This window comes from Paraflavitalea speifideaquila, assembly GCF_032395985.1.
GTDB lineage: Bacteria > Bacteroidota > Bacteroidia > Chitinophagales > Chitinophagaceae > Paraflavitalea > Paraflavitalea speifideaquila.
In genome coordinates this window covers 7,812,148-7,833,270 of record NZ_CP135920.1, presented here as the reverse complement: position 1 = coordinate 7,833,270, position 21,123 = coordinate 7,812,148, and the positions used below count along the sequence as shown (strand labels likewise).

The following is a 21,123-nucleotide window of genomic DNA, read 5'->3' as shown; positions in this document are numbered from 1 at the left end:
CATAGCGGAAAAAGCTAAAGCGAATACGAGGCGGATAGAGGTCTTTTTCATTCGTTGGATTTTGGTGAGTAATATCATCTCCCCAAGAACGCGGGAAGGGCTATTTTATTGTTTTTCAGGGTAGTTATTTGGGTTTTTAAAGGCTTTTCATAAGTTGGCAAGTAACTTGCATCGGCTTTGTTCGTATTTTCATATCCTGATTATCAATCGTTCATTATAAATGCTTTATATGGTGGCTACTGCCGACGATATTCGTCAACTCAACGAAAAGATCCAATACCACAGCAGGTTTATCGACCGCCTGCGGGATGAAACGGCGCGTGTGATCATTGGTCAACATACCATGCTGGACAGGCTGCTGATAGGCTTACTGAGCAATGGGCACGTACTGCTGGAAGGGGTGCCGGGACTGGCCAAAACGCTGGCTATTAAGTCGCTGGCACAGGCCATCCATGCTAAATTCAGCCGTATCCAGTTTACGCCGGATTTGTTGCCAGCCGACCTGATCGGTACCATGATCTACAACCAGCCCAAGAATGAATTTATGGTACGCAAAGGCCCCATTTTTGCCAATTTTATCCTGGCGGATGAGATCAACCGGGCCCCTGCCAAAGTGCAAAGCGCCCTACTGGAAGCGATGCAGGAACGGCAGGTTACTATTGGAGATACTACCTACAAACTGGATGAACCGTTCCTGGTACTGGCTACTCAGAACCCGCTGGAGCAGGAAGGAACCTATCCCTTGCCGGAAGCACAGCAAGACCGCTTCATTATGAAGGTGATCGTTGACTATCCTACGAAGGATGAAGAACAGATCATCATCCGTCAGAATGTGCAGGGGTTAAGGCCGCCAGAAGTAGGGCAGGTAGTATCGATGCAGGAAATATTGCAAGCGCGCGACCTGGTACGGCAGGTATACCTGGATGAGAAAGTAGAGAACTATATCCTGGATATTGTTTTTGCTACCCGTTTCCCGGAGCGTTATAAACTGGAAAAGCTGAAGCCGCTCATTGCTTATGGTGGTTCACCCCGCGCCAGTATCAACCTGGCCCTGGCTGCCAAAGCACAAGCCTTCCTGAGTAAACGTGGTTTTGTAATACCAGAGGATGTGCGCAGTATTTCCAAAGATGTATTACGCCATCGCCTGGGATTAACCTATGAGGCGGAAGCGGAAAATGTAAACGTAGAAGCGATCATTGATGATGTATTGCGTGTAATACCTGTGCCATGAGTCTTACCACAGCCGAAATATTAAAGAAGGTCCGTGAGTTGGAGATCAAAAGCAAAAACTCACCCGGCATATTTTTACGGGTGAGTACCACAGTGCTTTTAAAGGAAGGGGTATGTTGTTCAAGGAAGTAAGGGATTATCATGCGGGTGATGATATCCGGTTTATTGACTGGAATGTATCGGCCCGTTTTAATCATCCTTACAGTAAGGTTTTTGAAGAAGAGCGGGAATTGACGGTGATGCTAATGGTAGATGTAAGCGCCAGTTCGCTAGTGGGCACTACTCATGCACGGAAAAAGAATTGATTACCGAAATGGCGGCGGTACTGGCTTTTTCGGCCATCAGCAATAATGATAAAGTAGGGCTTATCTTTTTCAGTGACAGTGTGGAGAAATTCATTCCGCCTAAAAAGGCCGGGATCATGTACTGTACATGGTGCGCACGTTGCTCACAATGGAGCCATCTAAAAAAGGTACTAAGATAGGGAGGCCCTGCGGCGGTTCAATAATACGACCCGGCAAAAATGTATTGCCTTCCTGCTGAGTGATTTCCTGGACGGTGAGTTTGGTGATGATCTTAAAGTAGCTGGTAAAAAGCATGACCTGATAGGTATTAAGGTATATGATAAGATGGATATGCAGTTGCCGGATGCGGGATTGATGGAAGTGCAGGATGCGGAGACAGGGGAGCAGCAATTGATCGATACCAGTGATTTTACTGTACGTCAACAATACCAGGAAGCTTTTTTTCAGCATACGAATTATTGCAAGTACATTTTTACACATGCCGGCAGTGATCTGTTGCATATCCGCACAGATGAAGATTATGTGAAGGTGTTACAGAAATTCTTTATTGGCCGTAATAAGTAATTGGATTAAATCATACATGAGCCGGTTTGTACGATATATAATAGCTGGGATCTGTTTACTCATTTGTTCGCTGGGAACAAATGCACAGGTATTGGTAAAAGTTTTTATTGACCGCGATAAAATAGTGGTGGGTGATAGTATTGTGCTTACGCTCGATGTAAGAGCACCGCTGGGAGAAACCGTCACCTGGTTTAACCTCGATACCATTCCCCATTTTGAGTTCCTGGACAAAGGAATGATTGATACGGTGGAAGGGGTTGATGGAAAAAAATGGGTACAGCAGCTCACGATTACGAGTTATGACTCCGGCTACTGGCAAATACCCAACCTGGCCATGAAGGTGGCAGGTAAAACCTATTATTCCGACTCTCTGGGTGTACAGGTAGGCTATGCCAATACAGACCTCGCTGGGGATTATAAAGACATTAAGGAGATTGAAGACGTTCCCAACACGGATACCAATTATATTCCCTGGGTAATAGGGGGCATTACCCTGCTAGCCCTGGTGATGCTGTTGCTGTTATTGAGGAAGAAGAAACTCAAAACCACGCCGGCACTTGTGGTGACAGCGCTTACTCCTTTGAAGAAGCGATGCAGGCATTGGCTACCTTAAAGGAGAAAGACCTGCCCAATAAAGGAGAAGTAAAAGCCTATTATACCAACCTGAATGATATTCTGCGCATCTATGTTCAGCGCAAATTAAATATTGCTTCCAGGGAAAAGACGAATGAGGAATTGATCATTGCCTTACAGAAGCAACAAATGCAGGAAGAATATTTCCGTGAGTTATCGGATGCATTACGCATGGCGGACTTTGTGAAGTTTGCCCGTTATGAACCGGGTGTGTCGGATAATGAAAAGAACTTTGCCATCATTGAATCGGCTATTAAAACACTTAATAATATCGCTTAAGTTTTGTTATACGATTGGTTTCAACATATTGATTTTGCCTATCCCTGGGTGTTCAGCCTTTTTCTTCTGCTGCCGCTGATGATCTATTGGTATTATACCCGCACTACTAAACAGCAAGGCGCGGTAGTGGTATCATCTGTAGCCTTTTAAAGAAAAGTGGTTCCTGGAAAAACATTCAGGCATAGTTTGCTGGTATTGCGATTGCTGGCAGTGAGCTGCCTTATCATAGCACTGGCCCGTCCGCAAACGCGTAATGATGAGGAACTGAAAATGGGCGAAGGGATCGATATTGTTTTATGCCTGGATGTGAGTGGTAGTATGTCGGCGCAAGACCTACTTCCCAATAGGTTGAGGCGAGTAAAGCGCTGGCGGCTGATTTTGTTGACTTGCGACCCACGGACCGTATTGGGGTGGTGATCTTTTCGGGAGAAAGCTTTACGCTGGTGCCCCTTACTACGGATAAAGAGATATTGAAATCGCAGATATTTAATATTCAACGTGGTTTGCTGGAAGATGGAACGGCCATTGGTGATGGGCTGGGCCTCAGTGTTGATCGCCTGAAGAGCTCACCTGCCAAAACAAAGATCATCATCCTGTTGACGGATGGTGAGAACCAGGGAGGGCTGATTGGGCCGCTGGTAGGCAAGGACATGGCCAAAGCGCATAATATCAGGGTATACAGTATTGGCGTAGGTACTGATGGCTATGCCCCAGTGCCGGTACCTGATGGGATGGGCGGTGCCATCATGCGCCAGCAGAAAGTGAATATTGATGAAAAGCTGATGCGGCTTATTGCGGAAGAAACAGGGGGCTGTATTTCAGGGCCCGGGACAATGAAAGCCTGAAAAATATCTACCGGGAAATTGATAAGCTGGAGAAGTCAAAAATTGAAGTAACCACGCTAAAACGCTATACAGAACGATTCTTTCCTTTTGCATTGGCCGCCGCTGCCGTACTTTTGCTGGAAATGATGCTAAGGTATACCTTGTTTAAAAAGTTTCCTTAATGAGCAATCATCCATTGTATATATCGAGTAAATCCATCAAATCCTGCAAATCGAGGTCCAGATGATGAAAGCATTAGTATACAAGTCAACAGGTAGTTGGTATGTGGTGAAAACCGAAGCGGGGCAGGTATTGAATGCCCGCATGAAGGGTATTTTTAAAATAGATGGCATTACCTCTACCAATCCCATAGCGGTAGGCGATGAAGTGATGATTGCAATAGAGAATGAAGGGGAAGGTACGGTGATGATCACAGAGATCTTGCCTCGTAGGAATTATGTTACGCGTCAATCTCCCTCGCATAAAAAGCAACATCATATTGTAGCTTCTAACCTTGATCAGTCGTTGTTGTTTGCTACGCTGCGGGATCCTAAAACCTCGCAGGGATTTATTGACCGTTTCCTGGTTACCTGCGAAGCCTATCATATACCAGCCCTGGTGGTTTTCAATAAGGCGGATCTGTACAAGAAAAAAGAGCAGGAGCAATATGAAGCCATGCAGGAAATGTACAATTCGATTGGGTATACCACGGTATTGATGTCATTGCCCAGGGGCGAAGGGGTGGAAGAAGTAAAGAACATACTGAAAGATAAGACCACGTTGATGAGTGGGCACTCTGGCGTTGGCAAATCTACTTTTATCAATGCGATCTTTCCTGAATTGAATCTGAAAACGCAGGATGTGAGTGGTTGGAGTGGTAAAGGCATGCATACGACCACCTTTGCCGAAATGTTTGACCTGCCTTTTGGTGGCCGGATCATTGATACACCTGGCATGCGTGAGTTTGGGCTGGTAGATATTTCTAAACAGGAGCTGTCGCACTATTTTCCAGAGATGGCCAAACGGATCAATGATTGCCATTTCAACAATTGCCTGCACATTGATGAGCCGGGCTGTGCGGTAAAGAAGGCTGTGGAGGATGGCTTGATCAATGAAGACCGTTTTTTCAGTTATTATAAGATATTGGAGTCGATTGAAGAGAAAGGTTATTGATTGAGATGTCAGCCTGGGTCTCGTCGAGGGAACGGGAAAGGCGGTTAACCGGTTTCGATAAGCTCTTTTCGACAAAGGGGAGTCTCCCTACCGCGCTGCCAGGCAGGGCTGCAGGGTGGCCTACCTTTAACAGTCCTTAAACTACGAAGAGGTTGTTATATACATAACAACCTCTTTTTGTTTCAGAAGTAAAACTGTATGGTAAGCCAACGCTGGTAAAATTCTGTGCTATGACGCTTTTCCCGTTAGCGGTCAATCGTCCGGAGCAATTATTTTAGTTACGGCCAGCAGGGTTAAGGGTAATAAAAAAAGAATAGGGTACGGTCCAACAATGCCTATCAGGCTTTATGATACAAATCGTCTTGCTTTATGAATGAGTAATTTATTTTCCAGAAAGTTAGCTACCTCTACAACTGCATCATTGTCTTTACGGGGTGCTTCGCGAAATTTGTAGGGATAGATGGAGATACCAGTATAAATATTGTAATGCAGGGTTAAGATGTGGCCTTTGTAATGGAAGTTCCAGGTTAATGTGTCGAAGTCGTCCAGTTTCTGTGTGAAGCGGATTTCGAGGTCATCGGAGAGGATGTTTGCCACTTCATAAAAGCGTTTCAGGCCGCAATCGTCGTCTATAATGGCTTCGGTGCAGCCGAAGTCGGTACGTAGCGTCAGGCTCATACAGTATGGATTTAATTGTTATCTAAAGGGTACGAAAAGTATTCTTCGTAACGGGAATTAAGACTTGAACTTTCTTGCCTTCGGTACCTTTTCTCCACTCAGTATTCGTTCAGCGCCGACATTTTTCCATTGGAAGGGCAACCGGTTTTGGGGCCAAAAAGACTACAGGAGCTGCCGCAAAGAATTACGAATGCACAGGCTAAAACGATTACAATTCGATGGATTTTCATAACTGGGTGCAGTGGATTTTAAACGCTTTTTAAAGCTATATATATTATTCGGAAGTTGCAATACCCCTGCTATTTTTCCTGCTCAACCTGGTCGCGAAACCAGTCGGCATATCTTACGTAATTGTTTGCTATTCTGTCTATTTCGCCTTCAATTTGAGATTGGTCAATAATTTTTACACGCTTGGCGGGCACCCCGGCATAGATACTTCCGGCGGGGATTTTGGTACCTTCAATACTACGGCGCCGGCGGCAATAATACTAAGGCTGCCTACTTCTACATTGTCCATAATAATGGCGCCCATACCTACCAGCACATTGTCCTCAATGGTACAACCATGTATAATGGCATTGTGGCCAACAGAAACATTATTACCGATAATGGTCTTTGTTTTTTATAGGTACAATGAATAACGGCACCGTCCTGGATATTCACCTTATTGCCCATACGAATACTGTTTACATCACCCCGAATGACGGCATTGAACCAAATACTGCAATCGTTGCCCATCACTACATCACCTACTATGGTAGCATTGGGGGCTATAAATGTGTTGTCTCCGAAAGTGGGGTAGGTTCCATCTACATGTAATATGACAGGCATAGTTTTAAAGTTTATGGCTTATAGAATCGGTTGATTTCTTTCTAAACAAATATACTAAACTTAAGTTCGGCTTTCATTGTCAATCCACCGTCCAAAGCCACAATGGTTAAGGCATTTTATGGCATGAAGCCTTCTGCCCTCGAACTCTCACTTCAACCAGTATCTTTGAGGCATGAATCAACGGGAATTATTCTTCCGTCATGTGGCGCAAACCTCTACGGCGCCGCTGGCCCTCGAAGTCGTAAAAGCTGAAGGCAGTCGTTTGTGGGATGCAAACGGGCAGGAATATATTGACCTGATTGCGGGCATCAGTGTGTGTAATGTTGGCCATCGTCATCCCAGGGTGGTGAAGGCTATTAAGAAGCAACTGGATGATTACCTGCACTTGCTGGTATATGGTGAACTGATCCAATCGCCGCAGGTTCAGTATGCCAAGCTGATTACCGACCATTTGCCGGGCTCGTTAAATGCGGTTTATTTTACGAACTCGGGGGCCGAGGCAGTGGAAGGTGCTATGAAGCTGGCCAAACGGGTTACTGGTCGCACAGAGGTCATTGCTTTTAACCAAAGTTACCATGGCTCAACCCAGGGGGCGCTCAGCATCATTGGGGATGAATACTGGCGGCAGGCTTACCGGCCTCTATTGCCCGGTATAAGGCACCTGGAACACAATTCCCTGGAGGCTATAGAGGGCATTACAGCACAAACAGCCTGTGTGATTGCTGAGCCTGTACAGGCCGAACGGGGAGTATATACACCTTCCGCGGTGTGGATGAAGGCGCTGCGAAAGAAATGTACTGAAACCGGCGCCTTGCTTGTGCTGGATGAAATACAAACGGGTTTTGGGCGTACGGGCACCTTATGGGCCTTTGAACAGTTCAACATTACGCCGGATGTGCTGTTGCTGGGCAAGGCGCTGGGTGGAGGGATGCCGCTGGGAGCCTTTATTGCCGGGCAACCGCTCATGGCCCACCTGGCGGATAATCCTGTATTGGGACATATTACCACTTTTGGCGGACACCCGGTATGCTGTGCCGCCGGACTGGCCGCCCTGAAAGTATTGTTGAAAGAAACTCTTGTGCAGGAAGTAAAAAGAAGGAAGCGCTGTTTCTCAAATATTTGCAGCATCCTGCTATTAAAGCCATACGTTCCAATGGCCTGATGATGGCCATTGAGTTCGACAGCTTTGAGACCAATAAACGGGTAATTGATGTTTGTATTAAGAATGGGGTATTGACTGACTGGTTCCTTTTTGCTCCTCAATGTCTGCGCCTGGTGCCACCACTTACGATATCACCCAAAGAAATTAAACAAGCCTGTAAGGTGATTGTGAAGAGTTGTGAATAGCCAGCTGTGGGTGGGTTCAATGAAAGCCCAATAGCTGGTTAATGGTGGGGAGTGAACCTGTCTAGGGTTCTATTTCCACAACGACCTCTACTTCTACGCTCATATTGCCTGGCAGGGCATTGGAGCCGATGGCCGAGCGGGCATGTTTGCCTTTGTCGCCAAATACTTCTACCATCAGGTCGGAATAACCATTGATCACCTTGGGCTGATCGCCAAAGGTGCTCTTACAATTGACGAGCCCCAACACTTTTACAATACGTTTTACTTTATTGAGGTTGCCCAATTCGGCTTTCAATACGGATAGATGATTGATACAGGTTAACCGGGCTGCCTGGTAGCCTTCTTCGATGCTAATATCTTCACCCACTTTTCCAGTAACTGTAGTGCCATCGGCTCTGGTAGGTCCCTTACCCGATAGGAACAGCAAATTACCTACCCGTACGGCATTGACATAATTGGCAATGGGGGCAGAAGGGATAGTGAGTACAATACCCTTTTCCTTTAGTTTTTGTTCTATATCCTGTGCCTGCATACTGTTTGCTATAATAGAGATCGTAAAAAAGAAAAGGATCTTTTTCATAAATGTGTTTGTACGGGTTTAAGAATAAGAGTAGGTTGGAAAGGCTGATCTGAAGCATCTGCCACCTTGCCAATGCCTGGATCAAGATAGAAAATATTTGAATACCATGGCTGCCAGCAGGGCGCCCACAATGGGACCGACCACTGGTATCCAGGAATAATTCCAGTCGCTATTGCGTTTTGAGGAATAGGCAATATAAAATGGGCAATACGTGGACCAAGGTCGCGGGCGGGGTTGATGGCATAGCCGGTGGGGCCGCCCAAGGACACTCAATGCCCAATACCAGCAAGGCTACGGGTAAGGCTTCTAATGTACCCAGGTTGCTGGCCGGCTTAGTGAACAATAAGGCGCCCAACATCAGCACAAAAGTTCCAATCACCTCGGTGATGATATTATTCGGGGTGCTGCGAATAGCTGGTCCTGTACAAAATACAGCCAGCTTGGCATCACCATCCTGGGTTTGTTGAAAATGCTGGCGATAGGCCAGCCAATTAAGGATGGCGCCGGCAATAGCGCCACTCAGTTGTGCCAGGATATAAGTAAGAATATTGGCTTTGTCAAATTCCTCCAGGTAGGCCAGGGCCAGGGTTACGGCAGGGTTGAGGTGGCCGCCGCCGCCCAATTTCGTTGAAGCATATACGCCTACAAATACGGCAATGGCCCATCCAAAAGCGATGACAATAAGGCCGCTGTTCTGTCCCTTGGTTTTATTCAACAATACATTGGCTACTACGCCATTTCCGAGGAGGATAAGGAGCATGGTGCCAATAAATTCACCAATAAATACATTCATGTGGAAGGCTTTAAAAGGTTGAAGGTTTATTTATACTTTGCCAGGCTTCTTTAGACCAGGGTGAGCCGCGCATGGAGGGCGACCCACCCTTAAACCGCAGGCTGACAATCTACAGTCACTAGCCCTTTTCGGGTAAGTAATGCCTGGCTATAGCATAAAATGTTTCCAGTTCTTTTTGTATCCAGTCGGGTCCCTGTTTCATGGTGGCAGCCATTAATTGCGCTACTGCCGGTGCGGCTTCAATGGCAGCTTTGGCGTCGAGGAGTAGGGCCCTTGTACGACGGCTCAACGCATCTTCAATGGTCATACACATTTCCTGCTCTACGGCCCAAATGATGGTGGCTTTATTATAGGGCAGGTGGGGATGCAGCAGGGCGCCCAACTCGGGGTTGGCGCTTACCAACTTGTCGATGTCTGCTTTATCTGTACCATAATAATAATCGGACGTGGAATAATCAGATGTAGGCATAGCGCCATGGATGGCCAGTTCCTTTGTTACAGGTTCTTTGTAAGGTAGTGACCCTTGTACAGCGGCGATATTGATCACATCGGCAGCCATTTTACGGTAGGTGGTCCATTTGCCGCCCAATATACTTACCAGGCCACTGTCTGAAACCAGAATGGAATGGTCGCGGGATATCTCTGCCGTTTTTTGGCTGTGCTTTTAACCAATGGTCGCAGGCCAGCAAAAATACTTTTCACATCAGCACGTGTTGGGTCTTTGGTGAGGTAGCGTGCTGCATGTTCCAGGATGAACTGTATTTCATCTTCCTGGGCAATGGGTTCATCCAAAATATGATCAACCGATGTATCGGTAGTACCTACAATTATTTTCTGGTGCCAGGGCACTGCAAAGAGCACACGGCCATCGTCGGTATGGGGGATCATAATGGCTGCTTCGCCCGGTAAAAATTCTTTATCCAGCACCACGTGTATCCCCTGGCTGGGGGCAATGCTGGTTGGTTTTTGTGGATCATCCATCTGTTGTATGCCATCCGAAAAAACGCCTGTGGCATTGATCACGACCTTACCCTGTACCTCATACGTTTTTCCACTGATCTCATCTTTCACCTGTACGCCAGCCATTTTATCCTGTGCTTTCAGGAGGCCAGTTACTTTGAAATAGTTCAGAACAACACCTTTTTGTTCTACGGCCGTTTGTGCCAGGTTGATGGCCAGCCGGGCATCATCAAACTGTCCATCATGGTACAGTACGCCGCCCCGCAGTCCTTCTGTATCGAGGGTTGGGGCCAGTTCCAATACTTCTTCGGTCGATAACCAGGCGGAAGTTCCCAAACCCAGGCTGCCACTCATCCAGTCATATACCTTTAGGCCCAGTCCATAATAGGGGCCTTCCCACCACTTATAATTGGGTACAATGAAACTTTGGTTTTTGACCAGGTGCGGGGCATTTTGTTTCAGGATACCTCTTTCTTTGAGAGCATCCATCACCAGTTTAATATTTCCCTGCTGCAGGTAGCGTACACCACCATGCACCAGTTTGGTAGAGCGGGAAGAAGTTCCCTTGGCAAAGTCTGCTTGTTCAAAAAGAATGGTTCGGTATCCACGTGCGGCTGCATCTACAGCGGCGCCCAGGCCGGTGGCCCCTCCACCAATAATGATAATATCCCAGGGTGCGGAGCTGGCTTCAAGTTGTTCTATCTGTTGTTTACGATTCATGCAATACTGTTTATAGGCTGGTTACTAACGGCTAACAGCAACTAGCTATTTATCATCTGCCCAGGCAATACTTGCTTTTACTGCCCGGCGCCAGCCTTTTAATAATTGATTCACCTCTTCCTGCGGCAAATTGGGTGTAAACCGGGCATCCACCTGCCATTGTTTTTGCAATTCTTCTACACTGTTCCAATAACCTACTGCCAATCCGGCGAGGTAGGCAGCGCCGAGTGCGGTGGTTTCATATACTTTAGGACGTAATACAGGTACCTGGAGCATATTGCTTTGGAATTGCATGAGGCCATTGTTGATAGTGGCTCCACCATCCACCCGCAATTCGGCAATGGGTATGCCAGCATCGGATTCCATGGCTTTCAATACATCATTGGTTTGATAGGCGATACTTTCCAGTGCTGCCCGGGCAATATGCGCATCTGTAGTACCGCGTGTAAGGCCGTATAAAGCACCCCGCGCATGTTGATTCCAATGGGGAGCGCCCAGTCCGGCAAAGGCCGGAACCATATAAACACCATTGGTATCTGGTACGCTGCCTGCCAGGGCTTCCACATCGGCCGAAGAACGGATGATGTGCAAGCCATCGCGCAGCCATTGTACTACAGCGCCTGCAATGAAAATGCTTCCTTCCAGGGCGTATTCTGTTTTGTTGTGTATTTTCCAGGCGATGGTGGTTAACAGATTGTTGGTCGATACAACGGCTTTACTGCCTGTATTCATCAACATAAAGCAACCGGTACCATAGGTATTTTTGACCATGCCGGGTTGAGTACACATTTGCCCAAAGAGGGCGGCCTGCTGATCGCCTGCAATACCGGCAATGGGGATATTGGCATGTTTGACCACTGTTTCGGTTACTCCATAGATCTTACTGGAAGGTTTTACTTCGGGTAGTACACTGGCAGGGATATCAAACAGTTTGAGTAATTCTGCATCCCACTGGCAGGTATGGATGTTGAGCAACATGGTGCGCGAAGCATTGGTGACATCGGTTATATGCAACTTACCACCTGTAAGCTTCCAGATCAACCAGCTGTCAACGGTACCAAAGGCAAGCTGACCACGAGCTGCTTTTTCACGGGCGCCTGGTACCTGATCCAGTATCCATTTTAGCTTGGTAGCCGAGAAATAGGCATCTATGATCAACCCCGTTTTTGCTGTATCATGGATCCATGACCTGTGGCTTTCAGGTGATCGCAGTATTCGGCTGTCCGGCGGTCTTGCCACACAATGGCATGGTGAATGGGTTTACCTGTTTCTTTGTCCCATACAATGGTTGTTTCGCGCTGATTGGTAATGCCAATACCTGCTACCTGGTCGGTGGTAATGCTTTTTTAGCCAATACTTCCGCCATTACGCTAAACTGGGATGACCAAATTTCTTCGGGGTCATGTTCCACCCAACCGGGTTTGGGATACCATTGTTTAAATTCTTTCTGGGCTACGGTAATAATGCTGCCGGCATGATCGAATAGAATTGCCCGGGAACTGGTAGTGCCCTGATCAAGGGCAAGGATATACTTAGAGGACATGCAATCGATTTAAAGCAAAAGGTAAGAAAATAAATGTTTGTTATGATGGATTTGGGAATGGGGAATTTTAAAATTCCGGACATACTATAACCATTCATAATAATTATGGCTTATTGAAAAGCTTATTGGGCTTACTGTTGTAATTTTCTGCACCTAACATCAAAAAACTACTAAGTATGAGTTTCTCCCTATCAAAAAACCGCAACCGTGGTATCCTGGCAGTGCCTGCGGTATTGCTTGCTGGCGTCGTATGGGCAGCCACGGGCAATAACGCTGCTAATACAACGTGGAAACGGGAAACGCTTTCGGATACAACCCGCAAAGACACTGTAAAATATACTGAATATAAGAGTCTTCCCCTAAAACCGGAGCGAAAGATCGCCTTTGCTACCAATGAAGGTACCTGGATGAGCGTGGATGTTAGTCCCGATGGACAATCGATTGCGTTCGACCTCATGGGCGATATTTACACTGTTCCCATTGCAGGTGGTAAGGCTACACCGGTTACAAAGGGCCTGGCTTTTGATACGCACCCCCGCTATAGCCCTGATGGTAAAAGCTACTCTTTACATCGGACAGAAGTGGGTCGGAAAATTTATGGTACATCGATTCCGAAAAAAGGATACGGTACAGCTCACGAAAGACCGTGACCAGAATTTCCCCAACGCTACCTGGACGCCCGATGGCAATTATGTGATCGCTGCCCGCGGCCGGCTGGATATTAAACTCTGGATGTTGCACAAAGATGCTGGTAGCGGGGTACAGCTGATAGAAGCGCCCGGATTTAAAACAATTGATCCTGCGGTAAGCGCTGATGGAAGGTATGTTTATTTCTCCTCGCGCAATGGGGCCTGGAACTACAATGCGGCCCTGCCTCAATACCAGGTGAGTGTATATGACCGCGACAATGCACGCACATCTACCATCACTTCCAGGTATGGATCGTCTTTTACCCCGGTATTGTCTAAAGATGGCAAATGGCTCGTATATGGATCGAGGTTTGAAGACAAGACGGGGCTGGTGATCCGTGATATAGCTACTGGTGATGAAAGGTGGTTGGCCTACCCGATACAACGTGATGAGCAAGAGTCGATGGCTACGATGGGTGTATTACCCGGCATGTCATTTACCCCCGATAGTAAAGCGGTGGTGGCTTCCTATGGTGGAAAGATCTACCGCATACCGGTGGATGGGGGTAAACCTACTGAAATACCTTTTACGGCTGATATGGAACTGGAACTGGGGCCCCGCCTGAATTCAAATACCCGGTATCAGATACTTCTCATGCACTGGCTACCCAGATACGTGATGCCGTACCTTCTCCCGACGGGAAGAAACTGGCTTTCACGGTACTGAACCGCTTATACGTGATGGACTATCCCAACGGTACGCCTAAAAGGCTCACCACTCATGAGTTTACTGAAGCGGAACCTTCCTGGTCGCCCGATGGTAACACGCTTGTGTTCACTACCTGGACACCCGAGGGTGGTAATCTTTATAAAGTAAATGTGGCTGGTAAAACAACTGTACAAAAGCTGACCAAAGAGCCAGGGTTTTATTCCTCCGCTGTTTTCAATAGGAAGAATGACCGCATCGTTTTCACCCGCGGTAAGTTGCAACGGTTTAAGGAAGCTATTGGGCCCGGTGCCGATGGAACGGAAAATGACCTGTGCTGGATGAGTGTGAACGGTGGTGATATCACCCTGATCAGCCGGGCGAATTTCCGCGGCAACCCTCACTTTGTAAAGAGCGACAGCAGTCGTATTTACCTGAACCGGGGCGGTAGTCTGATCTCCATCCGTTGGGATGGCAGTGATGAGAAAGTGCATGCCACTGTAACGGGTGTTACTACCTATGGTATCAGCAATTTCAAAGATGCTGAACACCTGCATGAATTGAATTCTTCCGACTTTTGCCTGCTTACGGAAAAAGTAGCCCAGGCGATGGAAGTACAGGTACCTTCTTCGGCAGCCCAGATCAATATGTCGCCTACTGGCGATAGAGCTCTTGCCCAGGTGAACAACGATATTTTTGTGATCACCATTCCTAAAACAGGTCGTGCTGCCAGCATCAATGTAGCAGATGCCGGTTCTGCTTCTTTTCCTGCCCGTAAGTTGACAGAATTGGGAGGCGAGTTTGCCTCCTGGGAAGCCGATGGCAAAAAAGTGCATTGGTCATTGGGTAATGCCCACTTTGTATATGATGTGGATAAAGCAATAGCACAGGAAGACAGTGTAAAGCTGGCTAAGAAAGCTGAAGCCAAAAGAAAAGAAGACTCACTAGCCAAGGCCATTACTGTTGTAGTGAAGCCGCAAACTGATTCTACCAAGAAGCTGATCGATACGCTGGCTAAGAAAGCAACAGTAGAGAAAAAAGAAGAGTTTAAATACAAGCCAGAGGAATTTGCTATTAAGATCTACTTTGAAAAAGACATGCCCAAAACGGCTGTTTTATTGAAAGGCGCCCGTATTGTTACAATGAACGGGAATGAAGTGATTGAAAATGGTGATATCCTGGTGGTGAATAACCGCATTAAAGCGGTAGGCGCCAGTGGTACTTTACAAGTGCCTGCCAATACGAAAGTGATTGATGTAGCGGGCAAAACGATTGTGCCTGGTTTTATTGATACGCATTCTCACATGTGGCCCATGTGGGGATCCAGAAAAACCAGGTTTGGATCTATGCAGCCAACCTGGCCTATGGCGTGACGGCTACCCGCGATCCACAAACGGCTACCACGGATGTACTTACCTACAGTGATATGGTGGATGCCGGTAAAATGGTTGGCCCCCGTGTATATTCTACAGGTCCTGGTGTAGGCTTCTGGATGTACAATGTGCGCGACTCGGCACATGCGAGTAATATTCTCCAGCAATACAGTAAGTATTACAATACCAAGTATATTAAAATGTATTTGACGGGACCCCGCCAGGTAAGGCAGTGGATCATTAAGGCTGCCAAAACGCAGGGATTGATGCCTACGACAGAGGGGGATTGAACTATAAGCTTAATATGACGAACCTGCTGGATGGCTATCCCGGTCATGAGCACAGCATTCCTGTATATCCTTTGTTCAAGGATGTATACAAATCCATTGCCGAGTCAAAGATGGCAGTAACGCCCACTTTGCTGGTGGCTTATGGCGGACCCTGGGCAGAGAATTACTACTATGAAACGGAGATGCCATACAACGATAAAAAGCTGCAGGCCTTTACGCCCTATGATGAGCTGGCGCCCAAAACCCGCCGCCGTGCAGGTTGGTTCATGCCGGAAGAGCATGTATTTGTAAAACATGCCAAATCGATGAAGTCGATGGTTGAAAGTGGTGCGCTGGCTGGTATTGGCAGTCATGGTCAGTTACAGGGGTTGGGATACCATTGGGAATTGTGGTCCATGCAAAGTGGTGGCATGAGCACGCACGATGCTTTGAAAACGGCTACCATTCTAGGAGCACAGGCGCTGGGCCTGGACGGTGATATTGGTAGTATACAAGCCGGCAAACTGGCCGACCTGATCATTATGGATAAAAATCCGCTGGATAATATCCGTAACACCAATACCATCAATATGGTCATGAAAAATGGCCGATTATACAATGGCAGTACCATGGATGAGGTGTATCCCACGCCACGCAAGTTGGAACGCAGTGAATGGACATTTGAAAAACCGGTCAATACAACAGGAATTAAAGAGTAGACGAACCTCACGTAGAAGCAAAGCATTTATCCTGCCAGGTCCGTGAAATACGGCCCCAAACAAAAAGGCCTCCCGATATACGGGAGGCCTTTTCGTGTTTTCCTATCTCTATAATACGCAAAGCAAAAAGATTGCTGATTCTTGCTTAGAACGCCAACCTGAAGCTAAAGAACACGCCAAATTTCTTCACTTGTTCAACAGGTAATGGGCGGGGGCGAGGCGCCAGATAAAATCTACCCTGAATAATTTGAATATATTGTCTACGCCAGTTCCAACTTCAACATAGGTCTTACCATTGAGTGATTCAAATTTATAATCCGAACCTGCGGGCATATTGTAATCCCTGTTCTCATCACTTAGGCTACCAACTAATGCTTTGACGGTCCAGAATTGGCGGAACTTTAATTTCCTGGTAAGGGGAATAAAGCGGAACAGGCCATTACCAAAGTTATGTTCTATGTTGAGGCCTGCATAACGATCGTGCAGGTACTCAAACCGGTTCATGAGGTTGAAGGCGTATTTATTGTAGTAGTAGATCTCATTACCGGGTGCTACATCCAGTAACATATAAGGTATTTTGCCCCAGGTGCGGCCAGCAAATACATTATAATACAGTGTGCCAAAGGGCGGTATTTTGGAATAATCGGATATACTGGCGTTTAGTTTGTGGTAATCGTATTTGCCATTGATTACACCATTTAAGCCCCTGGTATAGCGTATTTCGGCAATGGGATAATCACTACCCAGGCTGTACCGGTTGAATGTGCTTTCGAGGAATTTCTCCAGGTAGGCATACCGGATGCGGATAGAAGCTTCTGTGGTGCGGATGGATGAATCACCTTTATTATCAACAAAGATCTTTTGTAGGGTATGTTCCGTACGGGATCATAGTTTTTATGAGCGCCGCTGAGGGTAACTGAGAATCCTGATTTGATAGAGCCAAACAGGTCGATCTTGGTTTCATCGGCCATCAGGAATTTTATGGGCACGCCATTTTTGCGAATGGCCAGGGCGAAGATATTATCCTGGCTGATCTCATCGTAGTATTGCTGACCACGGTCAAAATCATGTTTATGGGAGATGGTGATATAGGTGCGTGGATTTTTGTTGAGCAGGTACATGGCATCGAACTGGTATTTGAATTCCTGGTCTTTAAAACCATAGGCGAGGTAACCATGGAACAGGAATTTCTTACTGAAATACTTGTTGGTTGCCAGGTCAAAACGTGTTCTAAATCCTTCCTGCTGGTTGGCTGTGGCCCAGTTGAACCAGGGACCAATTTCATAGTTGCCAATGTTCAAATATCCTGTAGCCAGGAAATTAATGGTGCGGGTAGCCCTTTTAAAGGCAGGCATTTTGAGCAGGGTATCGATGGTTTGGTAGATCGCTTTTCGGATTTGGTAAGTTCCTCATGGCGTGATTCGACCCAAAATGAATCTGAAGCCTGCTGGGCTTCGGGTGATAGGATGGTTTCCTCGATCAGCTTGTTCTTGCTTAACTCTGTTATAACGGAAGGGTCGTTAACCACAATATTTTTGTAGGTGGTCGTTTTCCGGCCAATAGCCGACAATGTTTTTTCGCCTGTGAGTGACATATCGACGACAAACTTATCACGGGTAAGGAACCAGGTACTATCATTGAGTAAGCTAAATTCCTGTATCAGGCTTAGGCGGTCTACAAAGTTGATATTGGCATCCTTCGACAAGCGCAAGTTCATTTTCTGGATAGCCCAGGTGGTATCATGGGCCCAGCAGTCGCCTTCAAATGTATTTTCTCCCTGTCTTTTAGGGGTAAATGACATGTGGATGAGCCGGCGGCCGTTGACCATTTGTGTGTCGAGCACCTTATAGCGGTAATAATTATCGCCATTATCGCTGATGGGGCTAACGAACAATTTATCAAATACGGGAATGAAATTGCTGTAGAAGTTAATGTTTTGATCCATACCTCCCAGGAAGCGGGATACGCTTTCATTATTGACGCCCATGGTTTTGGTGCCCTGGAATACTTCGCGGCGTTTGCGGGGCGATTTCTGGTAATAATAATCGGAAATGGCTTCTGTAAGGTACACGGGCAAAAAGGTATTCCCTTCTTCGGTGGTGTCGATATTATTGAGTACGAAATTGAATTTCTTGATAAAAGGAAGGTTTTGCCATTTTTCCTTTTTGATATTTTTGATATCCAGTTCGAGTTTGTTGTACAATTCGTAGGAGAAGTTATCGAACCGGTAACGGTCATTCTTGGGTTTACGCTTTACAATGCGTTTCCACATCAGGAGGCCACGGTCAATTTTTTTGGCGTACTACTACCTCTGAGGTGAATTTTCCTCTTTCCAGGAGGATACTGATATCAACAATATTGTTTTTGGCTCTTTTGATCAGGTTGGAGTCGATGGCCAGGAAGAAATCCTGGTACCCTACATAGGTTATCTTGATGGTATCTGTAGGCCATTGATCAAAATGGAAGCGGAAAGATCCGGCCGAATCACTCAGTTTGCCGGTACCGGCCAGCTGGAATTGCATGGAGGCAAAGGGGATACGTTCATCACTGTGGACATCTTTGATGATGCCTCGCAGGATCTTGGTTTGTCCTTGGGTGGCTTGAAACAGGAATAAACAGCAACAAAGCCAGGCTATACTCTGTAAAAATTTCTTCACGCGCGATTTGAACTAATGACCAAAAATACGATTAAGACCCCTATTGACTAATGTTAAAAAGATCAAAAATCAGGTATATAACGACAAAAGTTTGCAAATATGAAAAATTTTCACCTACTTTGTATTACAAAGTGCTTTATATGGATAGCCAACACCAACCATTAGAAACGCTGCAGGACATTAAACGCATGATGGAGCGTTCCTCCCGCTTTATCTCTTTAAGCGGGTGGAGTGGGATCAGTGCGGGTATTTGCGCCCTGCTGGGGCGTGGGCAGCGCATAGGAGGATTGACAGCTTTGTAACCTATTCCGGTGATGAGTACAGCAGGAGGGGCAGCACCTCAAACTTATTCGATGACCTCGTCCTGATTGCTATCATCACCTTCGTTGCTGCCTTTATATCTGCTTTTTTCTTTACGTATATACGAAGCCGGCGGAATGGGGTGCCTATGTGGGACCGCACGGTGCAGCGATTAGCCTGGAATACGATACTACCCATGGTTGTTGGCGGTATTATGCTCTGGCGTGCAGTAGAATTAGGCTATTATGAATTGGTGGCGCCCGGTTGTCTGATATTCTATGGGCTGGCCCTCGTCATTGCGTCCAAATATACCCTGGGAGAAGTGCGTTACCTGGGTTATGGACAGATCATATTGGGTATCCTTAATCTCTGGATAATTAATGAAGGGTTGTATTTTTGGGCGGCGGGCTTTGGCATATTGCACATTGTATACGGCGCAGTCATGTGGTGGAAGTACGAAAGATAAGCGGCGAGTGGCAAGTAGGGAGTGATTGGATTGCCAACTATACCCGGGCCTACCAGCTATAAACCACTACCACCGGTTATTTACCACTAGCTTAATTGTGATGTATGAAGAACCCAATTGAAAATCTTAATAAAATATTTGACAGCCGCATACGCCTGGGGGTCATGAGTATCCTGATGGTGAATGAGGAGGTGAGTTTTAATGACCTGAAGCAAATGATGGATGTAACTGATGGCAACCTGGCTTCGCACCTGGTAAACCTGGAGGAAAATGGATTTATCAAGGTACACAAGGGGTTTATAGGTCGTAAAACCAACACAACCTATTCAATTACAAAGGCTGGTGAGAAGGCCTTCAAGGAACATATTGAAGCGCTGGAGAATATGATCAAGGGGGTGAGGTAGGGGCTATTTTTTTGCCCTTACACTTTGTATTGCAAAGTACTTTTTAATATAGAACAATGATAGGAAGCATAAATGACATTCATAGCTTAATAAATATCTATCAATATGAGAAATAATCGTTATCAACCCTTCTTCATCGCCTGCAGGATCTGGATATTAGCCGTATTGTTTAACACCTTATTGGGCACCCTGTTTTTGGGCTACGGTTTAGGTTTGGGAATGATTCCAATGCTTTTATTTTATGGAATGTTATTCGGGATGATCGTTTCCTCTCCTGCCATTGTATTATTATTCGTTCTAATTAACCGTTGTATTGTAAAGCGGCTCAAGGGAATTGTTCTTTTTCGACTTGTTTTAACAAGTGCTATAGTTCTTGCGGTCATAGCCTGGCTTTTGTACATGCAGTTTTTCAAGAGTTTTGAGGAGGAGAATATTTATTTCCTGTTGTTTGGCATCATTTCAGGTCTTGCCGCCACTTCTACGCAACAACAGTCTATTATTCGAGTGACTGACTATTCAGAACCATTTGAAGTATTAAGCCATGAAAATTAAAATGATCTTACCGGCGCTTACTGAAGCCAAGAGCCCTTATTGGAGGCCCATCAAATATTCTTTGTTTCCTCCGCTGGGATTGGCTACCCTGGCAGCTTACTGTGAACCCGATGATGAAATAACCTTACAGGATGAGCATGTGGAAACGCTTGACCTGGACGATGAACCCAACCTGGTGGTGATACAAGTATACATTACGAATGCTTTCAGGGCCTATAAAATAGCTGATCATTATCGCAACAAAGGCATCTATGTGTGCCTGGGTGGTTTACATGTAAGTTCGTTGCCGGAAGAAGCCAAACCTCATGGGGATAGTATTTTCATAGGACCCGGTGAAGATACTTTTCCGCAGTTCCTGAAAGACTTCAAAGCGGGCAATGCCGGTAAAGTGTATACCAATGGCATACGCAATATTGAAACGATACCCGCTATCCGGCGCGATCTTATCAAACGTAACCTATACCTGGTGCCCAACTCCATCGTTGTATCAAGGGGTGTCCCCATCATTGTGACTTCTGTTATAAGGATGCTTTTTTGAAGGCGGTAAATCTTTCTATACTCAGCGTGTCGATGCGGCCCTGGCCGAAA

The 21,123-nt window shown here is 46.3% G+C and carries 29 protein-coding genes and 3 pseudogenes; 19 read left to right on the top strand and 13 right to left on the bottom strand.

What is annotated here, in order from left to right:
* The first annotated feature begins 229 nt into the window (after positions 1–229).
* Together RS881_RS53700 and RS881_RS62465 are read left to right on the top strand one after the other, a co-directional pair.
* A complete protein-coding gene (locus tag RS881_RS53700; RefSeq protein WP_315818316.1) occupies positions 230–1,231 on the top strand; it encodes an AAA family ATPase in 1,002 nt (333 codons plus the stop codon).
* 112 nt (positions 1,232–1,343) lie between these two features.
* Positions 1,344–1,714 (top strand): annotated as a pseudogene (locus tag RS881_RS62465) (DUF58 domain-containing protein).
* Here the strand turns inward: RS881_RS62465 and RS881_RS53690 are convergent.
* Positions 1,650–1,829 (bottom strand): hypothetical protein, encoded by a 180-nt coding sequence (locus tag RS881_RS53690; RefSeq protein ID WP_315818314.1) that lies wholly within the window; start codon positions 1,827–1,829, stop codon positions 1,650–1,652. The pseudogene RS881_RS62465 and the gene RS881_RS53690 sit on opposite strands and share 65 nt — an antisense overlap.
* Between RS881_RS53690 and RS881_RS53685 the strand changes: the two genes are divergently transcribed.
* The 6 genes from RS881_RS53685 to rsgA all read left to right on the top strand — a co-directional run bounded on the left by RS881_RS53685 (position 1,758) and on the right by rsgA (position 5,008).
* Positions 1,758–2,099 (top strand): DUF58 domain-containing protein, encoded by a 342-nt coding sequence (locus RS881_RS53685; protein WP_484557649.1) that lies wholly within the window; start codon positions 1,758–1,760, stop codon positions 2,097–2,099. The two genes, RS881_RS53690 and RS881_RS53685, sit on opposite strands and share 72 nt — an antisense overlap.
* 91 nt (positions 2,100–2,190) lie before the next feature.
* Positions 2,191–2,712 carry an LPXTG cell wall anchor domain-containing protein gene (locus RS881_RS53680; RefSeq protein ID WP_315818312.1) on the top strand — a complete coding sequence of 174 codons (522 nt, stop codon included), beginning with the start codon at positions 2,191–2,193 and terminating at the stop codon, positions 2,710–2,712.
* Positions 2,691–3,011 carry a hypothetical protein gene (locus RS881_RS53675; RefSeq protein WP_315818311.1) on the top strand — a complete coding sequence of 107 codons (321 nt, stop codon included), beginning with the start codon at positions 2,691–2,693 and terminating at the stop codon, positions 3,009–3,011. Before RS881_RS53680 ends, RS881_RS53675 begins: the two co-directional genes overlap by 22 nt.
* Before the next feature lie 186 nt (positions 3,012–3,197).
* Positions 3,198–3,428, top strand: coding sequence for a hypothetical protein (locus RS881_RS53665; RefSeq protein WP_315818310.1), 231 nt, complete (start codon positions 3,198–3,200; stop codon positions 3,426–3,428).
* Positions 3,398–3,856 (top strand): VWA domain-containing protein, encoded by a 459-nt coding sequence (locus tag RS881_RS53660; protein WP_315818309.1) that lies wholly within the window; start codon positions 3,398–3,400, stop codon positions 3,854–3,856. Before RS881_RS53665 ends, RS881_RS53660 begins: the two co-directional genes overlap by 31 nt.
* A gap of 222 nt (positions 3,857–4,078) precedes the next feature.
* Positions 4,079–5,008 (top strand): ribosome small subunit-dependent GTPase A, encoded by a 930-nt coding sequence (gene rsgA / locus RS881_RS53655; protein WP_315818308.1) that lies wholly within the window; start codon positions 4,079–4,081, stop codon positions 5,006–5,008.
* Positions 5,009–5,353: 345 nt separating this feature from the next.
* Here the strand turns inward: rsgA and RS881_RS53650 are convergent, their stop codons facing one another.
* The 3 genes from RS881_RS53650 to RS881_RS53640 all read right to left on the bottom strand — a co-directional run bounded on the left by RS881_RS53650 (position 5,354) and on the right by RS881_RS53640 (position 6,517).
* Positions 5,354–5,686 carry a DUF3630 family protein gene (locus RS881_RS53650; protein WP_315818307.1) on the bottom strand — a complete coding sequence of 111 codons (333 nt, stop codon included), beginning with the start codon at positions 5,684–5,686 and terminating at the stop codon, positions 5,354–5,356.
* 403 nt (positions 5,687–6,089) lie between these two features.
* Positions 6,090–6,257, bottom strand: a complete 168-nt coding sequence (locus RS881_RS53645; protein WP_315824917.1) for a hypothetical protein — start codon at positions 6,255–6,257, stop codon at positions 6,090–6,092.
* On the bottom strand, positions 6,221–6,517 hold the full coding sequence (locus RS881_RS53640) for a gamma carbonic anhydrase family protein (RefSeq protein ID WP_315818306.1): 297 nt from the start codon (positions 6,515–6,517) through the stop codon (positions 6,221–6,223). Before RS881_RS53640 ends, RS881_RS53645 begins: the two co-directional genes overlap by 37 nt.
* 172 nt (positions 6,518–6,689) lie before the next feature.
* On the opposite strand from RS881_RS53640, the pseudogene RS881_RS53635 reads away from it, so the two are divergent.
* Positions 6,690–7,864, top strand: a pseudogene (locus RS881_RS53635) (aspartate aminotransferase family protein).
* Between the two features lie 61 nt (positions 7,865–7,925).
* On the opposite strand, the gene RS881_RS53625 reads toward RS881_RS53635, so the two are convergent.
* The 5 genes and pseudogenes from RS881_RS53625 to glpK form a co-directional block, all read right to left on the bottom strand.
* Positions 7,926–8,444: a RidA family protein gene (locus RS881_RS53625; protein ID WP_315818303.1), complete on the bottom strand. Its 519-nt coding sequence runs from the start codon at positions 8,442–8,444 to the stop codon at positions 7,926–7,928.
* A gap of 169 nt (positions 8,445–8,613) precedes the next feature.
* A complete protein-coding gene (locus RS881_RS53620; protein ID WP_315818302.1) occupies positions 8,614–9,237 on the bottom strand; it encodes an MIP/aquaporin family protein in 624 nt (207 codons plus the stop codon).
* Positions 9,238–9,355: 118 nt separating this feature from the next.
* Positions 9,356–9,826, bottom strand: a complete 471-nt coding sequence (locus RS881_RS53615; protein WP_315818301.1) for a glycerol-3-phosphate dehydrogenase C-terminal domain-containing protein — start codon at positions 9,824–9,826, stop codon at positions 9,356–9,358.
* Positions 9,827–9,831: 5 nt separating this feature from the next.
* Positions 9,832–10,917 (bottom strand): glycerol-3-phosphate dehydrogenase/oxidase, encoded by a 1,086-nt coding sequence (locus RS881_RS53610; RefSeq protein ID WP_315818300.1) that lies wholly within the window; start codon positions 10,915–10,917, stop codon positions 9,832–9,834.
* Between the two features lie 45 nt (positions 10,918–10,962).
* Positions 10,963–12,460 (bottom strand): annotated as a pseudogene (gene glpK / locus RS881_RS53605) (glycerol kinase GlpK).
* A gap of 176 nt (positions 12,461–12,636) precedes the next feature.
* Here glpK and RS881_RS53600 point away from each other — a divergent pair.
* From RS881_RS53600 to RS881_RS53580, 5 genes are read left to right on the top strand one after another with little or no spacing between them, the layout of a single operon-like run.
* Entirely contained in the window at positions 12,637–13,110 is a 474-nt protein-coding gene (locus RS881_RS53600; RefSeq protein WP_315818299.1) for a hypothetical protein, read from the top strand.
* Positions 13,058–13,816 (top strand): TolB family protein, encoded by a 759-nt coding sequence (locus tag RS881_RS53595; RefSeq protein ID WP_315818298.1) that lies wholly within the window; start codon positions 13,058–13,060, stop codon positions 13,814–13,816. The genes RS881_RS53600 and RS881_RS53595 overlap by 53 nt, the downstream gene beginning before the upstream one ends.
* An 11-nt stretch (positions 13,817–13,827) precedes the next feature.
* Entirely contained in the window at positions 13,828–15,168 is a 1,341-nt protein-coding gene (locus RS881_RS53590) for a hypothetical protein (RefSeq protein WP_315818297.1), read from the top strand.
* Positions 15,111–15,458, top strand: coding sequence for a hypothetical protein (locus RS881_RS53585; protein WP_315818296.1), 348 nt, complete (start codon positions 15,111–15,113; stop codon positions 15,456–15,458). The genes RS881_RS53590 and RS881_RS53585 overlap by 58 nt, the downstream gene beginning before the upstream one ends.
* On the top strand, positions 15,455–16,156 hold the full coding sequence (locus RS881_RS53580) for an amidohydrolase family protein (protein WP_315818295.1): 702 nt from the start codon (positions 15,455–15,457) through the stop codon (positions 16,154–16,156). The genes RS881_RS53585 and RS881_RS53580 overlap by 4 nt, the downstream gene beginning before the upstream one ends.
* 186 nt (positions 16,157–16,342) lie before the next feature.
* Here the strand turns inward: RS881_RS53580 and RS881_RS53575 are convergent, their stop codons facing one another.
* From RS881_RS53575 to RS881_RS53560, 4 genes are read right to left on the bottom strand one after another with little or no spacing between them, the layout of a single operon-like run.
* On the bottom strand, positions 16,343–16,942 hold the full coding sequence (locus RS881_RS53575; protein ID WP_315824916.1) for a DUF5686 family C-terminal domain-containing protein: 600 nt from the start codon (positions 16,940–16,942) through the stop codon (positions 16,343–16,345).
* Positions 16,855–17,511 carry a hypothetical protein gene (locus RS881_RS53570; RefSeq protein ID WP_315818294.1) on the bottom strand — a complete coding sequence of 219 codons (657 nt, stop codon included), beginning with the start codon at positions 17,509–17,511 and terminating at the stop codon, positions 16,855–16,857. The genes RS881_RS53575 and RS881_RS53570 overlap by 88 nt, the downstream gene beginning before the upstream one ends.
* The gene (locus RS881_RS53565; RefSeq protein WP_315818293.1) at positions 17,454–18,428 is read right to left on the bottom strand and encodes a DUF5686 family protein; all 975 of its coding nucleotides are present in this window, start codon (positions 18,426–18,428) and stop codon (positions 17,454–17,456) included. The genes RS881_RS53570 and RS881_RS53565 overlap by 58 nt, the downstream gene beginning before the upstream one ends.
* Positions 18,429–18,441: 13 nt before the next feature.
* Entirely contained in the window at positions 18,442–18,813 is a 372-nt protein-coding gene (locus tag RS881_RS53560) for a carboxypeptidase-like regulatory domain-containing protein (protein ID WP_315818292.1), read from the bottom strand.
* A gap of 140 nt (positions 18,814–18,953) precedes the next feature.
* Here RS881_RS53560 and RS881_RS53555 point away from each other — a divergent pair, with 140 nt between their 5' ends.
* The 5 genes from RS881_RS53555 to RS881_RS53535 all read left to right on the top strand — a co-directional run bounded on the left by RS881_RS53555 (position 18,954) and on the right by RS881_RS53535 (position 21,073).
* On the top strand, positions 18,954–19,115 hold the full coding sequence (locus tag RS881_RS53555) for a hypothetical protein (protein WP_315818291.1): 162 nt from the start codon (positions 18,954–18,956) through the stop codon (positions 19,113–19,115).
* A gap of 146 nt (positions 19,116–19,261) precedes the next feature.
* Positions 19,262–19,579, top strand: coding sequence for a hypothetical protein (locus tag RS881_RS53550; protein WP_315818290.1), 318 nt, complete (start codon positions 19,262–19,264; stop codon positions 19,577–19,579).
* 104 nt (positions 19,580–19,683) lie between these two features.
* Positions 19,684–19,983, top strand: a complete 300-nt coding sequence (locus RS881_RS53545; RefSeq protein ID WP_315818289.1) for a winged helix-turn-helix domain-containing protein — start codon at positions 19,684–19,686, stop codon at positions 19,981–19,983.
* Between the two features lie 105 nt (positions 19,984–20,088).
* Positions 20,089–20,535, top strand: coding sequence for a hypothetical protein (locus RS881_RS53540; protein ID WP_315818288.1), 447 nt, complete (start codon positions 20,089–20,091; stop codon positions 20,533–20,535).
* Positions 20,525–21,073, top strand: a complete 549-nt coding sequence (locus RS881_RS53535; protein WP_315818287.1) for a B12-binding domain-containing radical SAM protein — start codon at positions 20,525–20,527, stop codon at positions 21,071–21,073. The genes RS881_RS53540 and RS881_RS53535 overlap by 11 nt, the downstream gene beginning before the upstream one ends.
* Positions 21,074–21,123 lie beyond the last annotated feature (50 nt).

Excerpts from the sequence above, each read along its gene's own strand:
- RS881_RS53640 (WP_315818306.1), bottom strand. The coding sequence starts at position 6,517 with ATGCCTGTCATATTACATGTAGATGGAACCTACCCCACTTTCGGAGAC.
- RS881_RS53535 (WP_315818287.1), top strand. The coding sequence starts at position 20,525 with ATGAAAATTAAAATGATCTTACCGGCGCTTACTGAAGCCAAGAGCCCT.
- RS881_RS53565 (WP_315818293.1), bottom strand. The coding sequence starts at position 18,428 with ATGTGGAAACGCATTGTAAAGCGTAAACCCAAGAATGACCGTTACCGG.
- RS881_RS53650 (WP_315818307.1), bottom strand. The coding sequence starts at position 5,686 with ATGAGCCTGACGCTACGTACCGACTTCGGCTGCACCGAAGCCATTATA.
- RS881_RS53625 (WP_315818303.1), bottom strand. The coding sequence starts at position 8,444 with ATGAAAAAGATCCTTTTCTTTTTTACGATCTCTATTATAGCAAACAGT.
- RS881_RS53555 (WP_315818291.1), top strand. The coding sequence starts at position 18,954 with ATGGATAGCCAACACCAACCATTAGAAACGCTGCAGGACATTAAACGC.
- RS881_RS53610 (WP_315818300.1), bottom strand. The coding sequence starts at position 10,917 with ATGAATCGTAAACAACAGATAGAACAACTTGAAGCCAGCTCCGCACCC.
- RS881_RS53700 (WP_315818316.1), top strand. The coding sequence starts at position 230 with ATGGTGGCTACTGCCGACGATATTCGTCAACTCAACGAAAAGATCCAA.
- RS881_RS53690 (WP_315818314.1), bottom strand. The coding sequence starts at position 1,829 with ATGCTTTTTACCAGCTACTTTAAGATCATCACCAAACTCACCGTCCAG.
- RS881_RS53570 (WP_315818294.1), bottom strand. The coding sequence starts at position 17,511 with ATGCCTGCCTTTAAAAGGGCTACCCGCACCATTAATTTCCTGGCTACA.
- RS881_RS53600 (WP_315818299.1), top strand. The coding sequence starts at position 12,637 with ATGAGTTTCTCCCTATCAAAAAACCGCAACCGTGGTATCCTGGCAGTG.
- RS881_RS53550 (WP_315818290.1), top strand. The coding sequence starts at position 19,262 with ATGTGGGACCGCACGGTGCAGCGATTAGCCTGGAATACGATACTACCC.
- RS881_RS53595 (WP_315818298.1), top strand. The coding sequence starts at position 13,058 with ATGGTACATCGATTCCGAAAAAAGGATACGGTACAGCTCACGAAAGAC.
- RS881_RS53620 (WP_315818302.1), bottom strand. The coding sequence starts at position 9,237 with ATGAATGTATTTATTGGTGAATTTATTGGCACCATGCTCCTTATCCTC.
- RS881_RS53675 (WP_315818311.1), top strand. The coding sequence starts at position 2,691 with ATGCAGGCATTGGCTACCTTAAAGGAGAAAGACCTGCCCAATAAAGGA.
- rsgA (WP_315818308.1), top strand. The coding sequence starts at position 4,079 with ATGATGAAAGCATTAGTATACAAGTCAACAGGTAGTTGGTATGTGGTG.
- RS881_RS53545 (WP_315818289.1), top strand. The coding sequence starts at position 19,684 with ATGAAGAACCCAATTGAAAATCTTAATAAAATATTTGACAGCCGCATA.
- RS881_RS53540 (WP_315818288.1), top strand. The coding sequence starts at position 20,089 with ATGAGAAATAATCGTTATCAACCCTTCTTCATCGCCTGCAGGATCTGG.